The sequence below is a fragment of the Sphingobacterium sp. T2 genome (assembly GCF_000814685.1).
Taxonomy (GTDB): domain Bacteria; phylum Bacteroidota; class Bacteroidia; order Sphingobacteriales; family Sphingobacteriaceae; genus Sphingobacterium; species Sphingobacterium thermophilum.
On sequence record NZ_JXAC01000019.1, the window covers coordinates 1 to 21,368 of the forward strand.

A 21,368-nucleotide genomic window follows, 5' to 3' on the forward strand; every position below is an offset into this window, starting at 1 on the left:
AAGCAGGTGCTCTGAACCAGCTGAGCTAATTCTCCAAGGTATGTTTGGTGGAGGCTACTGGATTCGAACCAGTGACCCCCTGCTTGTAAGGCAGGTGCTCTGAACCAGCTGAGCTAAGCCTCCAAACATTTAAAATCTTTCTGAGAACGTCGCAACCTTAGCTGAATTGCGTGTGCAAATATAGCCCTAATTTTTAAGTTTCAAAATGTTTTTTTTTACTTTTTTGTGCTAATAGCGCGTAATTTCCTAGCTAAAAGACAGATAATTTTTAATCATAAAACTTCCAGGAAGCACCAAATCTGAAGTTCGCCGGATTCATTGGATAGCGACGTACCGTATAATATCCTTTCGGATACACATATTGGTTGGTAAAGTTGTTGCTGATAAATAGGTTCACGCGCTTGATATTGGCTGTAGCCCAGAAATCCACTATAGGATAGGTAGAAAATTCCAACTTATAATTGGTATTATAAAACTGTCCTGTGTTGATTGAATACGATGGAGCTACGTAGGGCGTATTGAAACGAACGTCCATACCTATGCTGATGTTTAGCACGTCAAACCAACGCGAGTCATAATAAAAGCTATGCCAGGTATACAGTTCCGGTGTGGCCAGCACATCCATAGCATCGGACTTCTGGTACACCACTCTGTTGTCGAGATGCCATTTTCCGAATTTAAAATTCTGCTCTACCGTAGCTTTCAAGAAGTTAAGGCTTCCAAGCTGTGCCGGTTCTATCACCTTGTCGAGGTTCGGATTATCGTTCGGGTTATCTACTTCTTTGAAATAAGTATAGTTATTAATCAGATAATATTCCAGTCGGCCTTTGAATCCTAATTTAGGATGGCTGTAGGTGAAAGAAAGGTTTTGCGTTTTTGTCTTCTCCAAGTTCGCCTTCCATTGGTGATATGTGTAATTCATATCCGTAAAGACCCTTTCCGGCGATTTGTTTTGCGAATAAGCCCCCAACGATATTTTGCCCAGATATTTTCCTACAGCGATATCTGCCCTTGCCTCATAGAGGTAATCACCGAAATTATGACCTACCACAATCTGATGAGCACTCAAATTGAAATCTACCTTATCTGAAAATTTATAGCTGAAATCCCCTTTAATCGAGGAGTTCTGCAAAAAATCATTGGTAAGGCTGTCTTCTACCCATATCAGATCATTTTGAAAACCAGCATTCAGCTTGGCTTCATTTTTCAACAAGGATTTGGCCCTTAGGTAGAACGTATAGGTAAATTCATTGGAGATGGTCGTAATTTTTGTCGTGTCGTGCACCAAACGGAAGTTGGCTGCCGGAAACGCGTTATTCAAATCGTCTTCATTTTTGAAGAACACAAATCTTTGCTGTCGGATATACGTATTATGAGCTATGGTATTCGTCGGATGGATTTCCATTTCCGGAAGATTTTTGTTTACCGTATCCAAACGACCTATATAATACGACTGGCGGATAAACAAACCGTTATCATTCCATTTCGTGTATGGTCTTGTTTCACGTTGTCCGCGAAGGCGTGTAATCTGAGAATACCACGTCGTCACTGTCTCATCCTTGAAGAAGTTGTCATTGACAATAGACCCGTTTTCCGGAGCATCAAGCTTGTTAAGCGCTATATTGGCAAGAAAATTATAGCGCTTGTTGGGAGACTCATACCAAGTAAATACAGCTCCTTTTCGGTCGTTATAATCTTGGTTTAAGAAATAACCGTCCGTATTGGTAGCTTGGTAATCAAACCCCATATTCCAGTTAGGCTTGATATTCTGTGCATGCTTTGCCTTGAAAACTTGGTCTTCAAAGAAAAAGCCTACAGAATATAATTCCGAATAGCGTGCTCTTGCCCTGAAATAGGTCACCGAATCTGACGTATACAGATAGCGTTCCAAGGCATGGAAACCATGCTGGAAACCTATGGTCTTGCTAGGATTGAAGAGTAGGTCGCGTGTGGCCAAGCCATAAGAACCCAAATTCATACTAGGATTCCAAGGGTGATTTTGTGGGTTGTAATATTGGAAATTACGATGAGTGGTATCTATCTGTTTGGTGAAGGTAGCATACTTCAGCATATCAAGCGTAGCAAATCGGATGTATTTCGAAGAGAACTCCACAGAATCCTTTTTGTTGTCTTCCAATGCTCTTGCCGAATCCAACGCGGCACTGAACTCATCACTCCCTACCTGTGCCCGAAGACTTCCGTTTGCCGACAAAAACAACAATATAAGCAGTATGCTCCGCAAAAAGATATTACTCATTCAATTACCTCGATAATACAGTGCAAAAATAACGTATAAATTAGACTTTACTGCATAGCAATTAATTCTTTCAAAATATCGGTCATCTTAGGCTCCACCTCATTGGCAACTCTGACAATCTCTTCAAGAGATACAGGCTGCAGATTCTCATGAAAACCCTCATCCGTGATGACAGAAATGGCAAACACAGGAAGTCCCATATGATTGGCTACTATGACTTCAGGAACAGTACTCATACCAACAATGTCACCGCCGATAAGTCGCATATAACGGTATTCTGCCCTAGTCTCCAAATTAGGCCCCGCTGTAGAGACATACACTACCCTATGGGCACACACACCATTCCTACGTGCAATTTCCATAGCCTGCTCTTGCATCTTCTTGTCATAGGGAGCACTCATATCCGGAAAGCGAGGTCCATAATCCTCGTCGTTACTTCCCCTCAAAGGATTATCCGGCAACAGATTGATATGATCATCGATAATACCAATATCTCCCTTTTTTATATCGGGATTCAGAGAACCGGCGGCATTAGATACAAATAGTTTTTTGATACCCAAAACCTTCATTATCCTTACAGGAAAGGTAATCTCTTGCATACTGTAGCCTTCATAGTAATGCAAACGTCCTTGCATGGCTACCACTTTCCGGCCATTCAATGTTCCGAAAATCAGTTTACCCGTATGAAATTCAACTGTGGAAATAGGGAAATTAGGGATATTGGCATACATCAGCTGATGATGCACTTCTATTTCGTTGACCAGCTTTCCCAGACCGGTACCTAAGATTATTCCAAATTCTGGTTCAAAATCGCCAATACGATGACGTATAGCTTCGACAGTTTCTTCAATCAAGTGATACATATGTGTGCAAAAAACTAGTTATTCAAACTTACAGCTAATTTTTTGCACACACAAATCACTATCTGTTAAAAAGCGTTATGAGATAAGGCCTTCTCTGAGGCTTTACCCGGAGAGGTAAGCCACAACAAAATAACCGTTATAAGAGCATTGTGGATAATTAAATCCAAACCAATAACATAATTGGTATATACTGAAATAACGTATGTAATTCAAAAAGAATAATATCAACGGTGAAGCTACACAGATGTATGGCACCAACTTGTCGTTTACTGCTTTCTTAGTAAAGAGTCCAAAGATAAAGAGTCCCAACAAAGGTCCATATGTATAACTAGCCGCCGTAAAAATAGCATTCACTACCGAATCGTCGTTGATAAGCTTGAACACAAGAATCACCAACAGCATTATCACGGAGAAAGTCAAGTGTACGAGATTACGCTTTCTTACCAACGCAGGATCGTTAGGATTCTCCTTCTTGTTGAAGTTCAAGAAATCCACACAAAAAGAAGTAGTCAATGCCGTGAGTGCCGAGTCTGTAGTAGCAAAAGTAGCTGCGGTCAGCCCCATCATAAAGATAATCGCCGGCACTATTGACAAGTGGTTAAGCGCAATCTCCGGGTACAGATAATCTCTTGTCGCCAATGTGGAAATATCTATTCCATTTTTTTCAGCGAAAATGTAAAGCAATGCACCTACAGCCAAGAAAAAGATATTGATAACCACGAATACCGATGTGAAGGTAATCATGTTCGTTTGTGCTTCTTTTATCGTACCCATAGACAGGTTCTTCTGCATTAAGTCCTGATCTAGACCCGTCATAGCGATGGTAACAAACACACCACCTAAGAACTGCTTCCAGAAATTGGCCTTGCTACCAATGAAATCTTCCCAGAAAAATATTTTCGAATAGCTGCTTTCCTTTACTGCTTCAAATGTTTCTACAATACCGAAATCCAAACCTTTTGCCATAAAATAGATGGATAAAATCACGGCTGTCACCAAGAAGGTGGTCTGCAAGGTGTCCGTAACGATGATTGTCTTCAATCCACCTTTATTCGTATAAAGCCAGATGAGGACCAAACACAAAGTGACTGTAACAGCAAAAGGAACATTCCATGCATCGAATATAAAATGCTGCAATACAATTGCTACGAGGTAAAGTCTGAATGCAGAGCCAATGGTTCTTGAAACCAAAAATATACCGGCTCCTGTTTTATAGGTCAAATACCCGAAACGCTCCTCCAAATAGGTATAGATGGAGGTAAGCTTCATCTTATAATACAGAGGAAGGAGCACATAGGCAATGATGAGAAAACCTACCGCATTACCCAATACAAATTGGAAATAACTGAAATTTGAAGCTCCTACAGCCCCAGGAACTGAAATGAACGTCACCCCCGACAAAGCGGTTCCGATCATACCGAAGGCCACCATATACCACTTCGAGTTGCGGTTGGCCACAAAGAAAGTTGAATTGTCTGCCGATCCTTTAGAGGTGAAGTAGGACACTGTCAACAATACACCGAAGTAAGCGACTAGAAATGATAATAATATTATTGGGGACATAAAAAGTCTTTGTTAAAATTATTTACTTTGATTATACGCGTCGATGGCCTTACGCACATTACCATACTGTTCCAACAATTGTGCAGCTACCGACTCATCTACTCCCGTTTCTGCCATCACCATACGCACACCGCGGCTTACCAGCTTATGATTTGACAACTGCATATCCACCATCTTATTTCCTTTCACACGTCCTAATTGTATCATCACAGAAGTGCTGATCATATTCAACACCAATTTCTGTGCTGTCCCCGACTTCATACGTGTTGAGCCTGTAACAAATTCAGGTCCTACAATAACTTCTACAGGATATTTAGCTATCGCTGCTATAGGAGAACCGCCGTTACATACTACGCAGCCTGTAGCCACACCTCTCTCATTGGCAGCTTTAAGCCCCCCAATAACATAAGGGGTAGTACCCGACGCAGCAATACCGATTACTATGTCATTCTCCGTGATACAGTATTCGTCCAAATCTTTCCATGCCTGCTCCATATCATCTTCAGCAAATTCTACAGCTTTACGGATAGCTGTATCACCACCGGCAATAAGACCTATTACCCAGTCGTGAGGAACCCCATAAGTGGGAGGACATTCTGACGCATCCAAAATACCTAAACGGCCGCTGGTTCCTGCACCGATATAAAATATACGACCACCCTTCTTCATACATTCCACAGCTGCCTTCACTAAAGCCTCAATCTGAGGAATAGCTTTCTCTACCGCATATGGAACTGTTTTATCTTCATTATTAATATTTGTAAGCAACTCAAGAACAGACATTTTGTCTAGATCTTGGTAATTAGATTCTTTCTCTGTTGTAATGACCATCTAAGTAAAATCTTTGAATACCCTTTATTAATTACATCGTAAAGATGCAATTTTTATACAAAACACGCAAAAAAACGCAACTATAATTTTTCTAACCTCACGAAATTATAATTTTTTGCGTTTAATTTATCTATCAATTCTTCAAGCCGCAGATACAGTTTATCCGTACGTCGCGGATCTGTACCTATATGGATTAGAATGATATACCCGTTTAACCCGTTCGTTTCTTCATAAGAATACAATTGATTCAGAATAGCGTCCGACGACATGTAGCGGTTAGCCATTTCGGGATACGTATAGTCTGCAGGAGTCCGCAAGCCAGGTGTATAATTATACACACTGAAATTTAACTCTTCGGCCCACTCTACCGTCTGTCTGTTGTACCACTCATACGGCGGAATAAACATTGAACCTCTATCTATTCCTTAATTTTTGAATCTTTGCTACATTGGCTTCCAAATCCCTGAGCAAACTCTTCCTTTGTCACCAAGAGACTATCGCGTTTTTCCCATGGAGCATACAGCAGATGCTTATCCGAATGTGGCCCCACGTAGTGTCCATTGCGATACAGGTCTACCAAAATTCTTGCCGACTTTTTGTCTTCCAAGAATTTTCCTGTAACGAAAAAAGCGGCTTTAACCTTTTTCTTTTTCAATACTTGGGCAATATGTGGCAAACCATCTCTGAATTCATCTCCCGTAAACACCAAGCTCACTTGAGGTTTCTCAGCATTACCTCGTATTATTGCGCCGAATTTGTCAGTAGTTTTTTTTTTACTTTCCGCTTCTTTTGCTGATAATAGATAGATTAGCGAGGCGGTTCCGTCCATCGTAGGCTCATTCGTACTGTAGTCTCCGAAATCATCGTGATAAACGGCTAAGTCGCTTTGAAATTCTGCATATTCGTCCGGCTTTGACAGCTTGATACCGATTAGACTGTTGAAGATAGAAGCATACACTGGACCATCGACAAGACCTCCGTCGATAGGATAGTTATGCAGGTGCGTAAAGGCCGAATGCGGATCTGTAGGCGTATCACCATCAGCAGGAAGACCATAAACCATACTTGTCCCCCAAGGGTTTACACCAAATAACCAGTCTACATTGGCTTGCTCGAGCTCCTCATACTGAACATCTCCACTTAGCTGCCTGTACCAATAGGCTTGAATAGCAAACGACGTAGTGAGATTGTTGCTACACCAAATAAAAGGAACTCCACGATAGAACATATTTTCTTTGGCTCTGCTCCATACATATTCTATCCCTTTTTTATAATAATCCAATATTTCTTTACGTATTTCACCTTGCGTCACTTTTGCTAATTCGAAATGTCCTAGGTTGATAAAAGGATAATACTGATAATGGTTGGCCGTGTCCCGTATCATCCATGGTGTTACCGGCTCTTGACGGGCATACTCTAATGCTTTTTGAAGATTTTTTTCATCACGCGTAATGGTATATAGCATAGTTTCTGCCAGCTCCATATCGTCCACCCAATTATCTTCAGCATAGATATATGGCGATTTCACAGAAACGGTCTGTGTTACACCCGGCTTAATATATGCGTAATCGTATGCCGTCTTGGCCTTCTCTTTCAAAATAGCAGCGTATTGGGCATCTTTATCACGTAGAAGATGGTATCCCAATGCAAACGCTCCTGCGAACTTACCTGCTGTAGAGCTCGTTCCGGTAGTATTGTTTAAAAACTTACCACGTTGCTGTGGGTTTCCATCAATAAAATATACCGGTCTTTCGTGACCTCTGCCATAAAGAGAGTCTTGTCCCGGCAAGCGCATGCTGACATGATCTCTATCATCTGCTATCTGGTTAAACATCATGTTAGGCTGCGGATGCATCTTCAACAACCAGTCCAGTCCCCATTTAGCTTCATCCAGCACATCCGGAACACCATTTTTTCCGTCCAAGCCGTTAGCCTGCTTCTCATCACCAAACACGAAAGGAAAGTCGCGATACGCCGCCAACAGATGGAACGTTGCATTTGCTGAAGTGGTAGAATATTGCAGGTAGTCCGAGGCGTCATGCCAACCTCCCGCCACATCTATACGAGTGCTATCGGGAAGTCCCACCGAAGAGGCATACATCGTAAAACCATCGTGAGTATGGCAGCTGTCCTTCAAAAAAGGATTGAACAAAGTCCGCTGCTGACGCATATAACGCAAAGCAAAATCTGCTGTCCCTTTGTATACATCCTCATTAATCTTGATAAGTGGCGACCTTGTGCCATCATCGGTAACAACATAATAGGTTCCGGATTTTTTTACAGCAGAAATATCCAAACGAGCGCCCTTCGTGAAAGGACCGTATTTACCAAAAACCTTATTTACCTTGGCGCGATACACAGTCTTCTTCGTTTGAGCATCTACAACCTGAAAAGATTTAACGCTCTTTTCACCTTTGGTGACCCATACCACCACCTTCTTTCCTTCCGGAAGATAACCAAGCTGGTTCACACGAATCCATGAAGACTGCTGTGCAAACACTACATTAATACTCAAGCATAGTAAAACTAATAATGGAAAAATTCTCATAATAATTGTGAAACGTAAATTTAGATTTTGGTAAAAGTATAAAAAACATAACAAATGGGAGAGAGAAATCTCTCTCCCACGTATAAATAACGCACTACCAGCCTACAGTTTGGGTGAGAGTGTACCCTCTATCGCGATATTCGTCGATGAGTAGCTGACTTATTGGCGCCAAATAATTTCTATCTTGAACAGGCTGACGCGGACCAAATCCTCTCACAACATAGTAACCCACCATTTGCGCATCATTGGTGCCGTCATATTTGATAATCTGTCCTGATGCTGTTTTGACCTCCAAAACATCCTTATAGGTACTTGCAATCTTCCCTGGATTAGCCTTATCACGTAAATCTACATTACCGATAATCCAGGCTCCCAAGCGATAATCATCGCTATCGAAGTTCAAATAATGAAGTTTCTTCCAACGACGTATATCCTGAATTCGGGCGTATTCGAATATAAACTCCATACGTCTTTCCCTACGGATTTCCCACATCAAAGGAGAAACATCACTATCTCTTTCCGGATCGTTTGGAAGGCTATTAAGCATCAGAGGAGCTGTCTTTGTCACTCCCTTGCTGACAGCGACATCATCCAAAGGACGGTTTCGGATAGCATTGATAGACCTATCCAAATCTGCCTGCGTCACGGCAGCACCACCGTAAAATTCAGCTAATATCTGCTTGGCCTCTATCCAGTTCAGAACCACCTCTGCAAGTCTTACAATAGGAGCGTCATTGGTATTGGAGTTGGAAGCCCATTTTGCTGGGTAAGTGGAGCCTATGTAGTTAAGGGCTTCTCGTCCCGCAAATTTATGAGCATACACCAATGTTCCCGAAGCCGCCGTGTTGATGGTATCCATGAAAGTAGCTTCGAAACGAGGGTCTCTGGTTTTAGCAAGATCCTGCAGACGAAAACTGTTGGCGTCAGGAACCGATGAGTTTTGCCAAACCTTACCATCCACACAGATGAAAGCTTTTAATAGGTCAAGGTTGGCTGAACGGGATTGTGCTTCCGTGCCATTGCTATAGGATCCCACAGCATGGCGTACAGCCAACGCATCATCATATACGCGATAAAAAATCACTTCCGGATTGCCGGCAAGATTTTCGGAGGCGAAAAGACTCTTGAAATCCGACGAGAAAGACCATTTGCCACTATTCATGACATATTCTGCAGCATCGCGCGCAAATTCAAGGTATTTCTTCGCCCGTGCGCCATCCAGATCATGATACTTTTGCCAAGATCCTTCAAACAGCATAAGGTTGGAAATAAGTGCTGCGGCAACATATCTGTTGAGATAGCCCACGCCGTCATTTTCACGCATATTGTCCATCACGTATTTGAAGTCCTCATAGACCTTGTCCATGACCTCGCCCCGTGGATCGCGAGCCTTATACATCTGGTCAGGATCATTCACGGCTACTTCTGTATCAAAATAAGGGATATCGCCGAAATTGCTTACTAGACGCGAATACTCATAACCTCTGAAGAATCTAGCTACCGCGGTCCAATGTTTGTATTCCTCGTCCGAAAGGTTAGGCTTAGCCACATTGTCGATACGATGGAGCATGATATTGGCTTTTCTTACCCAATAGAAGTTCCAGTTAGGTCCCGGATGTTCGGCACGCAATATAGACAAGGCCGAGCTACTAGAGCCGCCCGTACCCGTAGGTACACTTCCCAAGAGATTGGCCTGATTTCCTGAACTCGTAAAATCGTCGGCAAAATTATAGCCTGTCAGTGGAGCATATGCCGTTCCGTAACCTGTATTATACCCTACAAAGTAGTTGGGATAGAAGTCATTGGCAAACAGACGCAAATCGTTCTCATTGCGCCAGAAGTTACCTTCACTATCCACTACCTTATTCAATTCCGGTCTGTCTAATAAATCACTACAACTAGAAAGCCCCAAGGTCGTTCCCAGAAGTATATATATTAACTTTTTCATAATATCCGAATTAGAATGTCAACTGTAAACCAAAAGAAGCACTCTTATAGGTAGGCACGCCAACCCCTGCTCTATTCATATTATAGTTTGAGGTATTGAACATCGAATAGCCTGACACTTCTTCAGGATCGATAGGTAAACCTCTAAGCTTATCCCAGGTAAAGAAGTTTTCCAAAGAGGTGTAGATTCTCACCCTATCCAGCTTCACCTTTTGTGAAGTTTCTCTAGGAAGAGTATAACCTAAGGACAACTGCTTTATGCGCAGGTATGACATATCGAGCAGATAACGGCTTTGTATCTGCATATTATTGATATTTGCGGTACCACCATTGCTATAGGCTGCAGGGTAGAAAGCGTCCGGATTATCCGGCGTCCAATAGTCGTTAACGAAGGTTGCCGGCATAGCTCCGTCCGACACATGCCATCCAGCTTGCGCTAAGAAACCTTCTCCCCAAATCTTACGAGCCCCTACACCTTGGAAGAAAATGGAAAAGTCAAAACCTTTGTAGTCTGCACCGAACCTCAAGCCGTAGTTGTAGCGTGGCGTCGAGTTACCTATAATAGTTCGGTCTCCAGGATTATCAACGGTGCCATCCCCATTGTCAATCTCTCCATCGCCATTAAGGTCTTTAAATTTAACATCCCCAGGGCCGAAGTCGAAAGATGCTGAGTTTTCGAGAAAAGTCTGATATACAGGTTTACTGCCATCCGGATTATTCTTCAGCAAGTAGGTACGTCCCCCTCCATTCGTATAATACTTTGTCATCTCCGGCGTTAGCGTCACTAACTGAGGTTTTCCATTCGCATCCAGCACGAAATCATCTAACTGAAACAACCTGTCCGTAACATAACCCCAGATATCACCGTACACAGCTCCATCATGCAAAGATCCCTGAATACGCGAATCGGTATAACCGTACACTCTGGATTTTGCATCGTCGAAGTTAGCGCGCAGGTTGATACCTAATCCATTTTCGAAGCGGTGATTGAAATCCACCGAGATTTCATATCCTTTGGTTACCAAAGAACCTTTATTCAACTGTGGTGCAGACCCTCCTATTGTCCAAGTCGTTCCGGACAATGCACCGAACATATCTTTGGTAGTCCGTTTATATATATCTACCGTTAACCCCAACTTATTATTAAGGAAACGTGCATCAAGTCCCCCATTCAAGGTTTCCAATTTTTCCCAGAATACAGAAGGATATCGTATTGCCGGAGAACCGATGGCTATGACTTTAGCGCCATTAGCAATCCAAGTACTCTCCGAAGAGGTCATATTAGAAACATACAAATCAGGTGGTACAGCCTGGTTACCGATGACGCCCCATGATCCTCTTAATTTCAGGAAGCTTATGGCTGGATTTAGTGCCTGCATAAATGCTTCTTCTGACACTACCCATCCTGCAGACATTGAACTAAACCACTGCCATTTCAGCTCTTTAGGGAACTTAGAAGAGCCGTCATAGCGTACATTTCCTTCAAACAGATATTTGTTCCTAAAAGCATAGTTCATACGTCCGAAATACCCCAACTGAGCATCCCAAGCTTCTCCACCACCTCCTGTGATTTCTCCTACAGCCAAGTCAAATTGTGGATTGGTTATATCCAAGAGGTTTGTGCGTTGGGTCCAGTGGCTCTTCTCGTTATTTGTCACCAAGTTTGAACCTACAATAAATTTGAAGGCATGGTCCGTATTCAAGTTAAGATCGTATGTGGTGAAGGCATTCAGCGTATGTTTGAATCGGTTTTCCGACCTTTGATAGATGTGGTCCGGGTTGGAACCATTTGCTGTGTAGGTTTCATACGCAAGATCGTAGGCTAACATTGCTCCTGGGTCACCTGCAGACACCACCTTACCTTCGGAATTTACATATACAGGATTTCCGGCGGCATCTCTACGCTCGCGTGCCGCCACCCAGCTGTTTGCCGCTGTAAAGCGCGTACCTCTTCTATCCCATTTATAATCTTCTGTAGTGAAAGTATAATCTACATCAACTTTCCAATTGTTTTTAAGTTTTAGGGTCGTTCCGATATTAGCATTAACATAATTTCTATTCATGGATGCTCTATTGGCAAATTCATTTTCGCTCCATGGGCTGCGGATAGGATATCCTCTTTCATCATAACCCATAGGGTATAGAGAGCTCCATCGGTACATATAAAGCCATGGGTCAGCTGTTGTGGAGTTAGTGGCATATGGGTATGTCTTGATGCGATTCACATACATAAGCCCACCTCTTACTGTAAGGTAATCCGTCAGATCGGTGGACAGACGTAATGCTGCATTATATCGGGTGAAGTTATCTTTATTTCCAGGCTTAAGCATACCACTTTGGTCTACCGCAGCAAAGGATGTAGTGTACTTTGTCTTTCCCGCAGTACCACTGATTGAGACATTGTGGGTACGTGTCGGAGCCCACTCGCGAATCATATAATCATACGGATCATACGTTCTAAGGCCATACTTTCTTGTAGGGAACGCAGGATCTACATACCAGTCACGTCCATAGACGGTAGGGTCGTCAGGTCCCAACTTACCAGCATATTTATCGTGCCATTCCTTAGCCTTTTCATAGCTGGCCTTATCCAAAGAATAAAAAGCACCATACACTGTTGCTCCAACACGCTCCATCGCATCAATGCTATACTTTAAGGCATTGATGGTTCCCATCTCAAACTTTTTAGAAAGGTTCTGATACGAGAAGTTGTTGGAATAGTTTATACTTGGCTTACCTGCAGCTCCCGTTTTGGTGGTAATCAAAATCACCCCGGTAGAAGCTTTTGCTCCATAAATAGATGAAGCGGCGGCATCCTTCAATACCGTAATAGACTCTATATCGTCTGGATTGACATAGAGAATACTTGGAATTTCTACGTTATCTAACAAAATCAGAGGCGAACTACTTCCCGTTATGGAAGCCACAGCACCACGAATTTTGATTAAAGGGTCAGAACCTACCTCTCCACTAGGATGGTAATGTTAAGACCCGGCGTAGTACCCTGAATAGCACGCCCTACATCCACCACTGTGCGTCCTTCCAAATTATCTTTAATATTGACAGTAGAGACGGCTCCAGTAAGATTTCCTCTACGCTGGGTACCATATCCCACGACTACTACCTCATCAAGGGCTGTACCCTGCTCATCCAAATCGATGTTTACGGTAGTTCCTGTAACTATAACCTCTTTGGTAGCATAACCTACCATCGATACACGTAAAGTGGCTCCGACTTTCGCTTTCACAGAATAATTTCCTTCAGCATCGGTCTGTGTAGATTCTCCCCCCACTACTGACACCGTAGCTCCAGGCAAAGGACCAGACTTACTGGTAACCTTTCCTTGAACAACCTCTTGATCTACCTTTCGATAGGAATCGGAGGTTTTCTGTATCCTGTCTTTATCCTTATTCACCTTCACAAATGAATAAGTAGGGAGAGACATTCCCAGTGCAAGTGAAAATAGTACTAACTTTCGCATAACGTTTATAATTTGGTTATTGCTATAAGTAGATTAATGCAGAGTTAAATTAATCATTCCCTGAATGTTAAACAAGAAAATTTTCCAATTCTTGCCTAATTACAGCAAAACCAGAAAGAATAGGCATTAATTGTAACAAACCAATAAAAAAGGGAGCTTATTGCTCCCTCCTTTAATATTCTTTGTTTTAAATCAATATGTTAGCTTAACTATTTTACCGTCCATTGTGCTCGCGATAACATATTTTTTGGTTACCAGTGGTGGGTTGACTAAGGCATTGGAAATCTTATATTGCCAAACTACCTCCCCCGAAACAGGATTTACCGCAGATACCAAACCTGAATTGTTCGGCACGATTATCACATCTTTATTGCTATAGATAGCCGACGGAGCTAATTCATAAGGCAATTTGAGCTTGGACTTCCATTCGATATCCATGGAATTAGCATATACCGATACGCCTATCAGCTCTCCGTCCATAGTTTTGGCGTAGACACGCTTCTTGTCGAAAGACAATCCCATAGATTCTCTGACACGCACGGTATCTTTTTTCTCTCTCCAAATCACTTTTCCTGTTTTCAGGTCTAAGGCTGTCATAAATCTATCCGGCGCCACAATGAACACTCTGTTGTTGGCTACTACAGGATAGCATGCCGCTGCGGAAAACATTCTGTTAGTATGACCGTTGTCCCATTCCCAAACCACTTTTCCGGTATGCACATCCAAAGCATAGAAGCCATTGCCCCAAGAGCCGAATATCACTTTTCCATCTGCAATCGTAGGAAGCGTAGAAACGTAGCCTTTCACTTTATCAAAACTCCAAATCACTCTTCCTGTTTTCAGATCTATACAACGGAAGATTCCGTCGGAAGCTCCTATATAAGCTTTTCCTTTATAAATATTCGGAGAGCCTAACACCGCTTTGTTAGCCTTTACACGCCAGATTTCTTTGCCTGTCTTGCTATCCACACCATAGATATGGTTATCAGAAGAACCCACCACTACCACACCATTAGCTACGGCCGGCGTTGAATAAATCTTTCCTCCGGTTTTGAAGACCCAAGCTCTTTTTCCTGATTGGATGTCTAGGGCAAAAAGCTCACCAATAGTATTGGCGGTAAAGGCCAACTTACCATCTGTGGAAATGCCTGCTCCTAGGTCACCATCGTTGATATATTCCCACACTACACGGGCCTTCGTGGTATTGTTAACAGAGAAATCCGGTCTTTTATAATTCTTATGGAAAGTAAGTTTACGCAAAGGCAACTTAAGCCAAGCCTCTTGTGTTCCTACGCCGGGATTACGTTCTTGGAAGAAAACAGAGTCTTTGGTTAAAGTGATTATGTTGTACCCTCCTACTTCGGCTTTAGCACGAAGGTTAGAACGCCCCATAATCCCTGGTATACCATCCCAATCGTAAAGCTTATTGATATGGCCGTGACCACATAAAGCAAATTGTATATTGCGCGTATGTAAGCGGTCCACCAACTCATACCAGTTGTTCAGGGATGAATCCAAAGGATAGTGATTTATGGAAATCAAAGGCACATCTTTATCGGGATGAGCTTTGAAAATGGAATCCAACCACACAATATTTTCTCGCGGAATCTGTCCCGGACTCATACGCATGTTGGGTCCGGACGTCGTACCCACAAACTGAAATCCTTTGTGCTCGAAGAAAAATGTTTCTCCTCCAAAAACTTTTCGGAAAGAGTTAGCACCGCTTTCCGACCAGTTGCTGTCGTGATTACCTGGAATAACATATAAAGGCAGCTTGAGCTCGCTAAGAATCTGCTTGCACAATTCCAATTCATGATCTGCACCAAATTCGGTAGCATCACCCGACAGGATTACGAAATCTATATCTTTCAGCTGATTGAGGTCTTTGACGGTACGGCGCAAATCCTCTTCACCGGTTTGGCCTCCCACGTGAGTATCCGTAATCTGAGCAAATTTAAAAAGCGTCTGGGCACATACAGTCGACAGACTAAAAATAAAGGCAATAGCAATAAATATTCTTTTCATAAGCAAATAAGTGTGCACAAAGATACTTTTTAAAATAATCATTCTTTACTTTTTCTCAATAGGATTTGTTGCCTTGCTTTCCACATTATCCACATTTACAGCGCTCACGCAATAATAGCCGGCTTTTGTTACAGTAGCCTTTGTCGATCTAGTTACTTCTATCAACTCTCCTTCAGCTGTAAGGCTAGAAAAGTAGTACACCGCATAGCGGACATTACTTCCTCCTCCGGACCAACTCAGCTCATTTCCGTTCAATGCAAGATTCGTAGGAGTGGTAGGCGCTGCTGCCACCTCTCTTCCTGCGAAAGGCATCAGCACGTTGGCCTTATACAGGTCTGCAAGCTTGTCGGTAATGCCTATCTTGTTTGCCAGAATGCTGCTGGTATTATAGATGGAAGTACCTACTGTATAGTTGTTCTTACGTACTAAGTCAAATTGATTCACCAATTCTTGCGTATTCTGGAAGGCAGGATACGTTGGGTCACCAAACTTATAAAACCCTATCCCTATTACCAGCTTGGATTTACCACGAAACTGCGACCATATGCTTAGGTTTCCTTCAAAAGGGTTAAAAGAATTGCCTATTTCCTGATAAAGCTGAGGGATGAGTATATCTACCCACCTTCTTGCGTCCATTTGGCTACATCGGCATACAGATTATTATAGTTGTGGTCCTTATTTGCCGCTGGCGAGACCGAAAACACTACTTGAGGTTTGGTAGACTTTATCGTATTGTACACCCCTTCTATGGCTTTATCTACATTACCGCGACGGAATGCTGCCTTGGACGTATAGCCTGAACCATACTGACTAAACTCAGCATCATCATCATGTGTCACGCCGGATGGATAGAAATAATCATCGAAGTGAATGCCATCAACATCGTATTTGGTAATCAAGTCTTTAACAATATCATTTAGACGTTGTCTTACCTCCGGCAATGCGGGATTATACATCCTTATACTTCCGGGATAATCCTTTACCCAAGAAGGGTCGATAGAAGGATGTAAATCCGGATAAGGAGGAGCACTAGAAATACGATAGGGGTTCATCCAAGCGTGAAATTCAATATCTCTTGCATGGGCCTCATCAATCAAAAATTTCAGTACATCATAGCCGGGATCCTTTCCTCTGGTACCAGTAATCGCCGCCGACCACGGTTCATAAGGCGAATTGTAGAAAGCATCTCCCAAGCCCTTAACTTGGAAAAATACTGTATTGAATTTTAACTCCTTCAAGCGGTCTAAGATATCAATATACTGCTGCTTTTGGGTCGCCATATCGGTAGACTTAGGCCAGTCGATAGACCATACCGTAGCAATCCAAGCGGCACGCATCTCCTTGCGTGGGAATTTCAATTCCGTATTTGTTGGAGGGTTGGGATTTGGATTAGGCTCCGGATCCGGTCCTGGTGTCGGGCTGTCCTTACCACAGCTGCTCACCAGCAATACTACTAATAAGGCAAATATTTTAGTTATTCTCAATGATTTCATAAGATTAAGCGCTGACTTTAATAAAAAGAGATAGCACAACGGTTTGTGCTATCTCCAAATTATAATCTATTCATCTTCTAACACTTTTTTCGGAAATTCGAAGAATACAAATCCTGCATCACTTGCAGCAGAAAACAGCAATAAGCTCTCGTCATTACCCTGACTATCCTTTTTGATGGCCCATCCCGTATTGGATGAAGGAGAAGTATTTACAGGCCCCATCAAAGAATGTTCGAATACAGGTTTCACATTAGGTGTCGAGTTAAGCGTTGCAAGCGCTTCGCTAACACTTGCCCCTTTAGTGATGTCGTATACCGCAAAGTTAGTAGCTTCTGATCCTGTACGGGCTGCCGTAGTGACGATAAGATAGCGTTCGCCGTTAAAGTAGATCACACGAGCATCCGAACTTCTTATCGGAATTGCCGTTCTGCTCATCTGAAAGATTACCGAGCCGCTTTCGGTCACCAGCGTTACCGGCGCATCGTGTCCTGTGAAGATATATTCAGAGGAGTTACCTATCCTGTTGTAGGTCGTCCATGATCCAGCTCCTGATACCGGCATATTGAACACAAAAGGATCCGAAACAGTAGTGTAGTTTTCAACCTTAAGACGCAACACTTTTGTTCCAGCATTATCTCCGAAGAACATATAGCCATTGCCGCTATCATCCAAGCTTACAGAGAAGTGGTCTCCATGACGAACCCCAGCATTGGCCACTGTTCCTACATTTAAATCCACGATCATTTGTGGTGGCTCTGCAGGATTTGTCCAATGATAAACACGCATAGGACTGGCAGCGGTATTCCCCGATAGGTTGGCCACATAGATATGGCCGTTTACTAACGCTCCCATATTTACTGGGAAGGTACCCATTGATACACCTGTCATATTCAGCGGAATAGGTGTAGTGTCGTAATTTTTAAGATCAGAAACCTTAAGGAGGTGTGTTCCCATCGTCGAACGTGAAACTACCAACACATGTTCGCCGTCGAAAGCACTTCCTCTAGTCATAGCCGTAAAGGTGTGGGCCGGATAAATAGGATTTCCTATAGGATTGTTCGTAAAGTCGTAAATAGTGCCTTTCTCGAAATCGGCGCCATAGACAGGCACTTTCAGACGAATTCTCACATAGTATTCTCTGTATCGTGGGCTATTTACCACTTTTATGACTATGGTTCTTTCTGATTCTCCTTCCGAAAAGGGTACTGTGTAAGTTTCTTGGTCCAGAGTAGCTCCCTCCGACAGTTCGGCTTCAAAACGCAACTTGCTGAAGTCGGTCAACGTATCCAGACGCGGAAAAGTCACGGTTTTCGTGTCTTCATTTACTGTCCCTATGACGACTTCATTGCCGTTAGGTCCCGCATTGACAATTTTTATGGATTTTAGTACCGTAAACTTATCCGAGGTATCCATTGCCCCAGGAAGCTCATCTTTACACGATACCATAGTAAGCACCCCTCCAAAGAGTATAGCTATAAGTATCGTCTTAAAAAATATTATTGGTTTCATAGTTGGTCCTTCTTAATTAAACATTACTAAACACAGACTTAATTTTGTGGCCATCCTTCCGTTTGTTGTAATACATAACCTCTTATCGCGTACTCGTTTATCTGGTTAATACCCACAGGAGTAAGATAAGGATTCACATTCGGAAGATTCAGGAATGGCAGGCGAGGTTTATTGTTTTGATTTTTGTAGAAGCCTACCATGGCTGCTCCATTGGTTCCGTTATACACGATCTCATTACCGTTGAGATCTACCACCGAAAGAATATTCACATTCTTCGCAGCCAACTCACCCGGAAGTTGAGCCGGGAAATTAACCCATCCTCCGGACAACAGGTCCGTGTTCAATGTATTGTCCATATATTCCAACTTAGTCCAACGCTTCAAGTCTTCCAGACGGAAGGTTTCGAAGGCAAATTCCATACGTCTTTCTCTACGGATTTCCCATATAAGTGCCGGAACGTCGGGATCTCTGCTAGGATCTACAGGCAATGCAGACAGGTTCATAGGTGCTGTCTTCTGCACACCGCGGGAAACAGCCTCTTGTGCTAAAGGACGGTTTCTGATTTTATTTATCGTCTTGTCGATGTCATCTTGGGATACTGCCGGACCGCCTATTGTTGCCAATTCCGCTTTAGCTTCTATATAATTGAGCAACACTTCAGCATAGCGGATAATAGGAGCATCCGTCTCATTTTTATCGCCTGTAAAGTCGGAAGGCATCGCTCCCCCATCTACTTTCACCAGCTTTTCAACTTCACGTGGAATGAATTTATTTACATAATATAATGATCCTCTATTTAGCAATTCCGGCTTGCTATAAAATGTTGCCTCAAATCTGGAATCTCTGGTTTTGATCATATTTTCCAGGTCGAAATTATTGGCTCCAGCCATGGAGCTAGCTTCCCATGGTTGACCGTCGTTTAAGAGATATGCTTTCAAAAGGTCTGAAGTAGGGCCGTTGTTTGTAGACTCCTGAAGGTTGCCATAAGAAGCTATTGCATGCGTCACACCCACCGCCGCATCATAGTTGCGAAAGAATACCATATCCTTGTTACCCTTGAGCTCTTTGGAAGTAAACAGCGAACGGTAGTCAGTCACAATATCATACCTATTGCTGTTCATCACATAGGTGGCTGCTTCTACTGCCAATTCCAAAAACTTCTGAGCTCTTGAATTATTTTTATAGTAATATTTCTGCCATGTTCCTTCATAGAGGGCCAATCGCGAAATAAAGGCCGCGACGACATATCGGTTCACATATTGATCGCCATCATCTGTTCGCACGTTGGTCATAGCAAAACGCCAATCTTCATAAACGGCATCCATCACCGTATTGCGCGGATCTCTAGGCTTATATAACTCGTCATAGTCGGTATCCCCTACTTCCCTATCGATGTACGGCACATCACCGTAGGTACGCACCAATCTAGCATATTCCATAGCTCTGAAAAACTTAGCTATCCCTAACCAATGGTTTTTGGCCTCATTGGTCAATACGGACCCCATTCTTTCTTCAATACGGTTTACCATAATGTTCAGCGACCGTATAGTCGAATACGACCAGATCGAGCTTGTAGGAACCGCTCTGGTAAAGTTCGGTTGGTTACCCAATACCACGTAGTCGTCGTGATTGACATAACCTACCAAAGGGGCACCATCCGTAGAATACCCACTGCCATAGCCCACAAAAAAAGAAGGATAATATTTATTGGCATACAGACGCAGCTTCTCTTCGCTTGTCCATGCTGTCTCGTCATTCTCTGATGTCAAAGGTGGCCTATCCAGAAATTTCTCGCAAGAAGAAAATCCTAAAGCCAGACAGATCAACAATATTTTTGATGTAAGTTTCATATTATTCAACGCATTAAATTATAAACCAATTTGTAATCCAAATGATGCTGACTTGAACGTAGGATTACCTGTTCCTGTTCTTCCAAGGTTATAGTTTCCATTCGTCAGAAGAGGACTGTATCCGGAAATTGCTTCAGGATCAATAGGTAGGCCTCTCAGATTATCAAACGTGAAAAAGTTTTCCAAGGTGACATAGAGACGTGCTCGGTTCAACTTTACTTTGTTTAACAGAGAAGGGTTGAAGTTATATCCTAAGGTTATGTTTTTAATCCTTAGATAGGACATATCGAGCATATATCTCGACTGCACGCGCATTACGAAACCTTCGTTCGCGCCGTTGAAATTCCACGCTCTAGGATAGAAAGCATCTGTACGGTCTTCTCTCCAATAATTTTTGGCGATTGCGGAAGGCATACCTCCTTCTTTCGAATAGTATCCCGGAATAGCGAGCCTGTCCCGACCCCCAGATGCTGCGTTTCCCTACACCTTGCAGAAATACCGAGAGGTCAAAGCCTTTAAATTCTCCCCCAAAGCGGAAGCCGAAATCGTAGCGAGGAGTAATGTTACCTACCACTACTCTGTCTCCCGGATTTCCGTTGGTTCCATTTCCGGCATCGATGTAGCCATCACCGTTGACATCAACAAATTTTACGTCTCCAGGACTGATCAATAGGGTTTGGTTACCATCTTCAAAATAGGTCTGATATACAGGATTTGGTCCTGCCAATACGTTGGTACGCTTACTTGTTCCGTTGTAGATGATGTCTGTCTGAACAAAGTTGCCATCTGCATCGTACACAAAATCTTCTTTCTGGAACAGGCGGTCAGTCACAAAACCATACACATCACCATACCTTCTTCCTGTGGAGAACGTAGTACTCAACGATCTGTTTTCCCAAGGGGTTTTCCAGTCTGCTCCTTTTGTGGTGAAGGTTACCGCATCTGCAATATTGGCATTAGCAAACAACGTCAATCCGTTTTGGAACTTATGACTGAAATCA

Annotated in this window: 15 protein-coding genes, 1 tRNA gene and 1 pseudogene; all 17 read right to left on the reverse strand. The window is 42.8% G+C overall.

Features of this window, described 5'->3' with window-relative positions; genetic code table 11:
• Positions 1-45 precede the first annotated feature (45 nt).
• Positions 46-123, reverse strand: a tRNA-Val gene (locus SD31_RS01665).
• A 145-nt stretch (positions 124-268) separates the two neighbouring features.
• Positions 269-2,257: a putative porin gene (locus SD31_RS01670; protein ID WP_052258535.1), complete on the reverse strand. Its 1,989-nt coding sequence runs from the start codon at positions 2,255-2,257 to the stop codon at positions 269-271.
• 47 nt (positions 2,258-2,304) lie between these two features.
• On the reverse strand, positions 2,305-3,120 hold the full coding sequence (locus SD31_RS01675) for a purine-nucleoside phosphorylase (protein ID WP_039052872.1): 816 nt from the start codon (positions 3,118-3,120) through the stop codon (positions 2,305-2,307).
• 65 nt (positions 3,121-3,185) lie between these two features.
• Positions 3,186-4,683 (reverse strand): annotated as a pseudogene (locus SD31_RS01680) (sodium:solute symporter).
• Between the two features lie 18 nt (positions 4,684-4,701).
• Positions 4,702-5,514: an N-acetylmuramic acid 6-phosphate etherase gene (gene murQ, locus SD31_RS01685; RefSeq protein ID WP_039052873.1), complete on the reverse strand. Its 813-nt coding sequence runs from the start codon at positions 5,512-5,514 to the stop codon at positions 4,702-4,704.
• An 80-nt stretch (positions 5,515-5,594) separates the two neighbouring features.
• On the reverse strand, positions 5,595-5,921 hold the full coding sequence (locus SD31_RS17980) for a hypothetical protein (RefSeq protein ID WP_231561043.1): 327 nt from the start codon (positions 5,919-5,921) through the stop codon (positions 5,595-5,597).
• A gap of 11 nt (positions 5,922-5,932) precedes the next feature.
• Complete coding sequence (locus SD31_RS01690) at positions 5,933-8,029, reverse strand: glycoside hydrolase family 9 protein (protein ID WP_231561044.1); 2,097 nt, start codon at positions 8,027-8,029, stop codon at positions 5,933-5,935.
• A 127-nt stretch (positions 8,030-8,156) separates the two neighbouring features.
• Positions 8,157-10,010, reverse strand: a complete 1,854-nt coding sequence (locus SD31_RS01695; protein WP_039052874.1) for a RagB/SusD family nutrient uptake outer membrane protein — start codon at positions 10,008-10,010, stop codon at positions 8,157-8,159.
• Positions 10,011-10,020: 10 nt separating this feature from the next.
• The gene (locus SD31_RS01700) at positions 10,021-12,936 is read right to left on the reverse strand and encodes a SusC/RagA family TonB-linked outer membrane protein (RefSeq protein ID WP_231561045.1); all 2,916 of its coding nucleotides are present in this window, start codon (positions 12,934-12,936) and stop codon (positions 10,021-10,023) included.
• 32 nt (positions 12,937-12,968) lie between these two features.
• Complete coding sequence (locus SD31_RS17985; protein WP_231561046.1) at positions 12,969-13,490, reverse strand: carboxypeptidase-like regulatory domain-containing protein; 522 nt, start codon at positions 13,488-13,490, stop codon at positions 12,969-12,971.
• Between the two features lie 192 nt (positions 13,491-13,682).
• Positions 13,683-15,515, reverse strand: coding sequence for a PQQ-binding-like beta-propeller repeat protein (locus SD31_RS01705; RefSeq protein ID WP_039052875.1), 1,833 nt, complete (start codon positions 15,513-15,515; stop codon positions 13,683-13,685).
• A 45-nt stretch (positions 15,516-15,560) separates the two neighbouring features.
• Entirely contained in the window at positions 15,561-16,151 is a 591-nt protein-coding gene (locus tag SD31_RS17990; RefSeq protein ID WP_231561047.1) for a hypothetical protein, read from the reverse strand.
• On the reverse strand, positions 16,130-17,008 hold the full coding sequence (locus tag SD31_RS17995) for a glycoside hydrolase family 10 protein (RefSeq protein ID WP_231561048.1): 879 nt from the start codon (positions 17,006-17,008) through the stop codon (positions 16,130-16,132). Before SD31_RS17995 ends, SD31_RS17990 begins: the two co-directional genes overlap by 22 nt.
• A 66-nt stretch (positions 17,009-17,074) precedes the next feature.
• Positions 17,075-18,517 (reverse strand): DUF4623 domain-containing protein, encoded by a 1,443-nt coding sequence (locus SD31_RS01715; RefSeq protein ID WP_039052876.1) that lies wholly within the window; start codon positions 18,515-18,517, stop codon positions 17,075-17,077.
• 38 nt (positions 18,518-18,555) lie between these two features.
• Entirely contained in the window at positions 18,556-20,367 is a 1,812-nt protein-coding gene (locus SD31_RS01720) for a RagB/SusD family nutrient uptake outer membrane protein (protein WP_039052880.1), read from the reverse strand.
• A gap of 18 nt (positions 20,368-20,385) precedes the next feature.
• Positions 20,386-20,781 (reverse strand): hypothetical protein, encoded by a 396-nt coding sequence (locus SD31_RS18000; RefSeq protein WP_231561049.1) that lies wholly within the window; start codon positions 20,779-20,781, stop codon positions 20,386-20,388.
• Entirely contained in the window at positions 20,720-21,334 is a 615-nt protein-coding gene (locus SD31_RS18005) for a hypothetical protein (RefSeq protein ID WP_052258537.1), read from the reverse strand. The genes SD31_RS18000 and SD31_RS18005 overlap by 62 nt, the downstream gene beginning before the upstream one ends.
• Between the last annotated feature and the right edge of the window lie 34 nt (positions 21,335-21,368).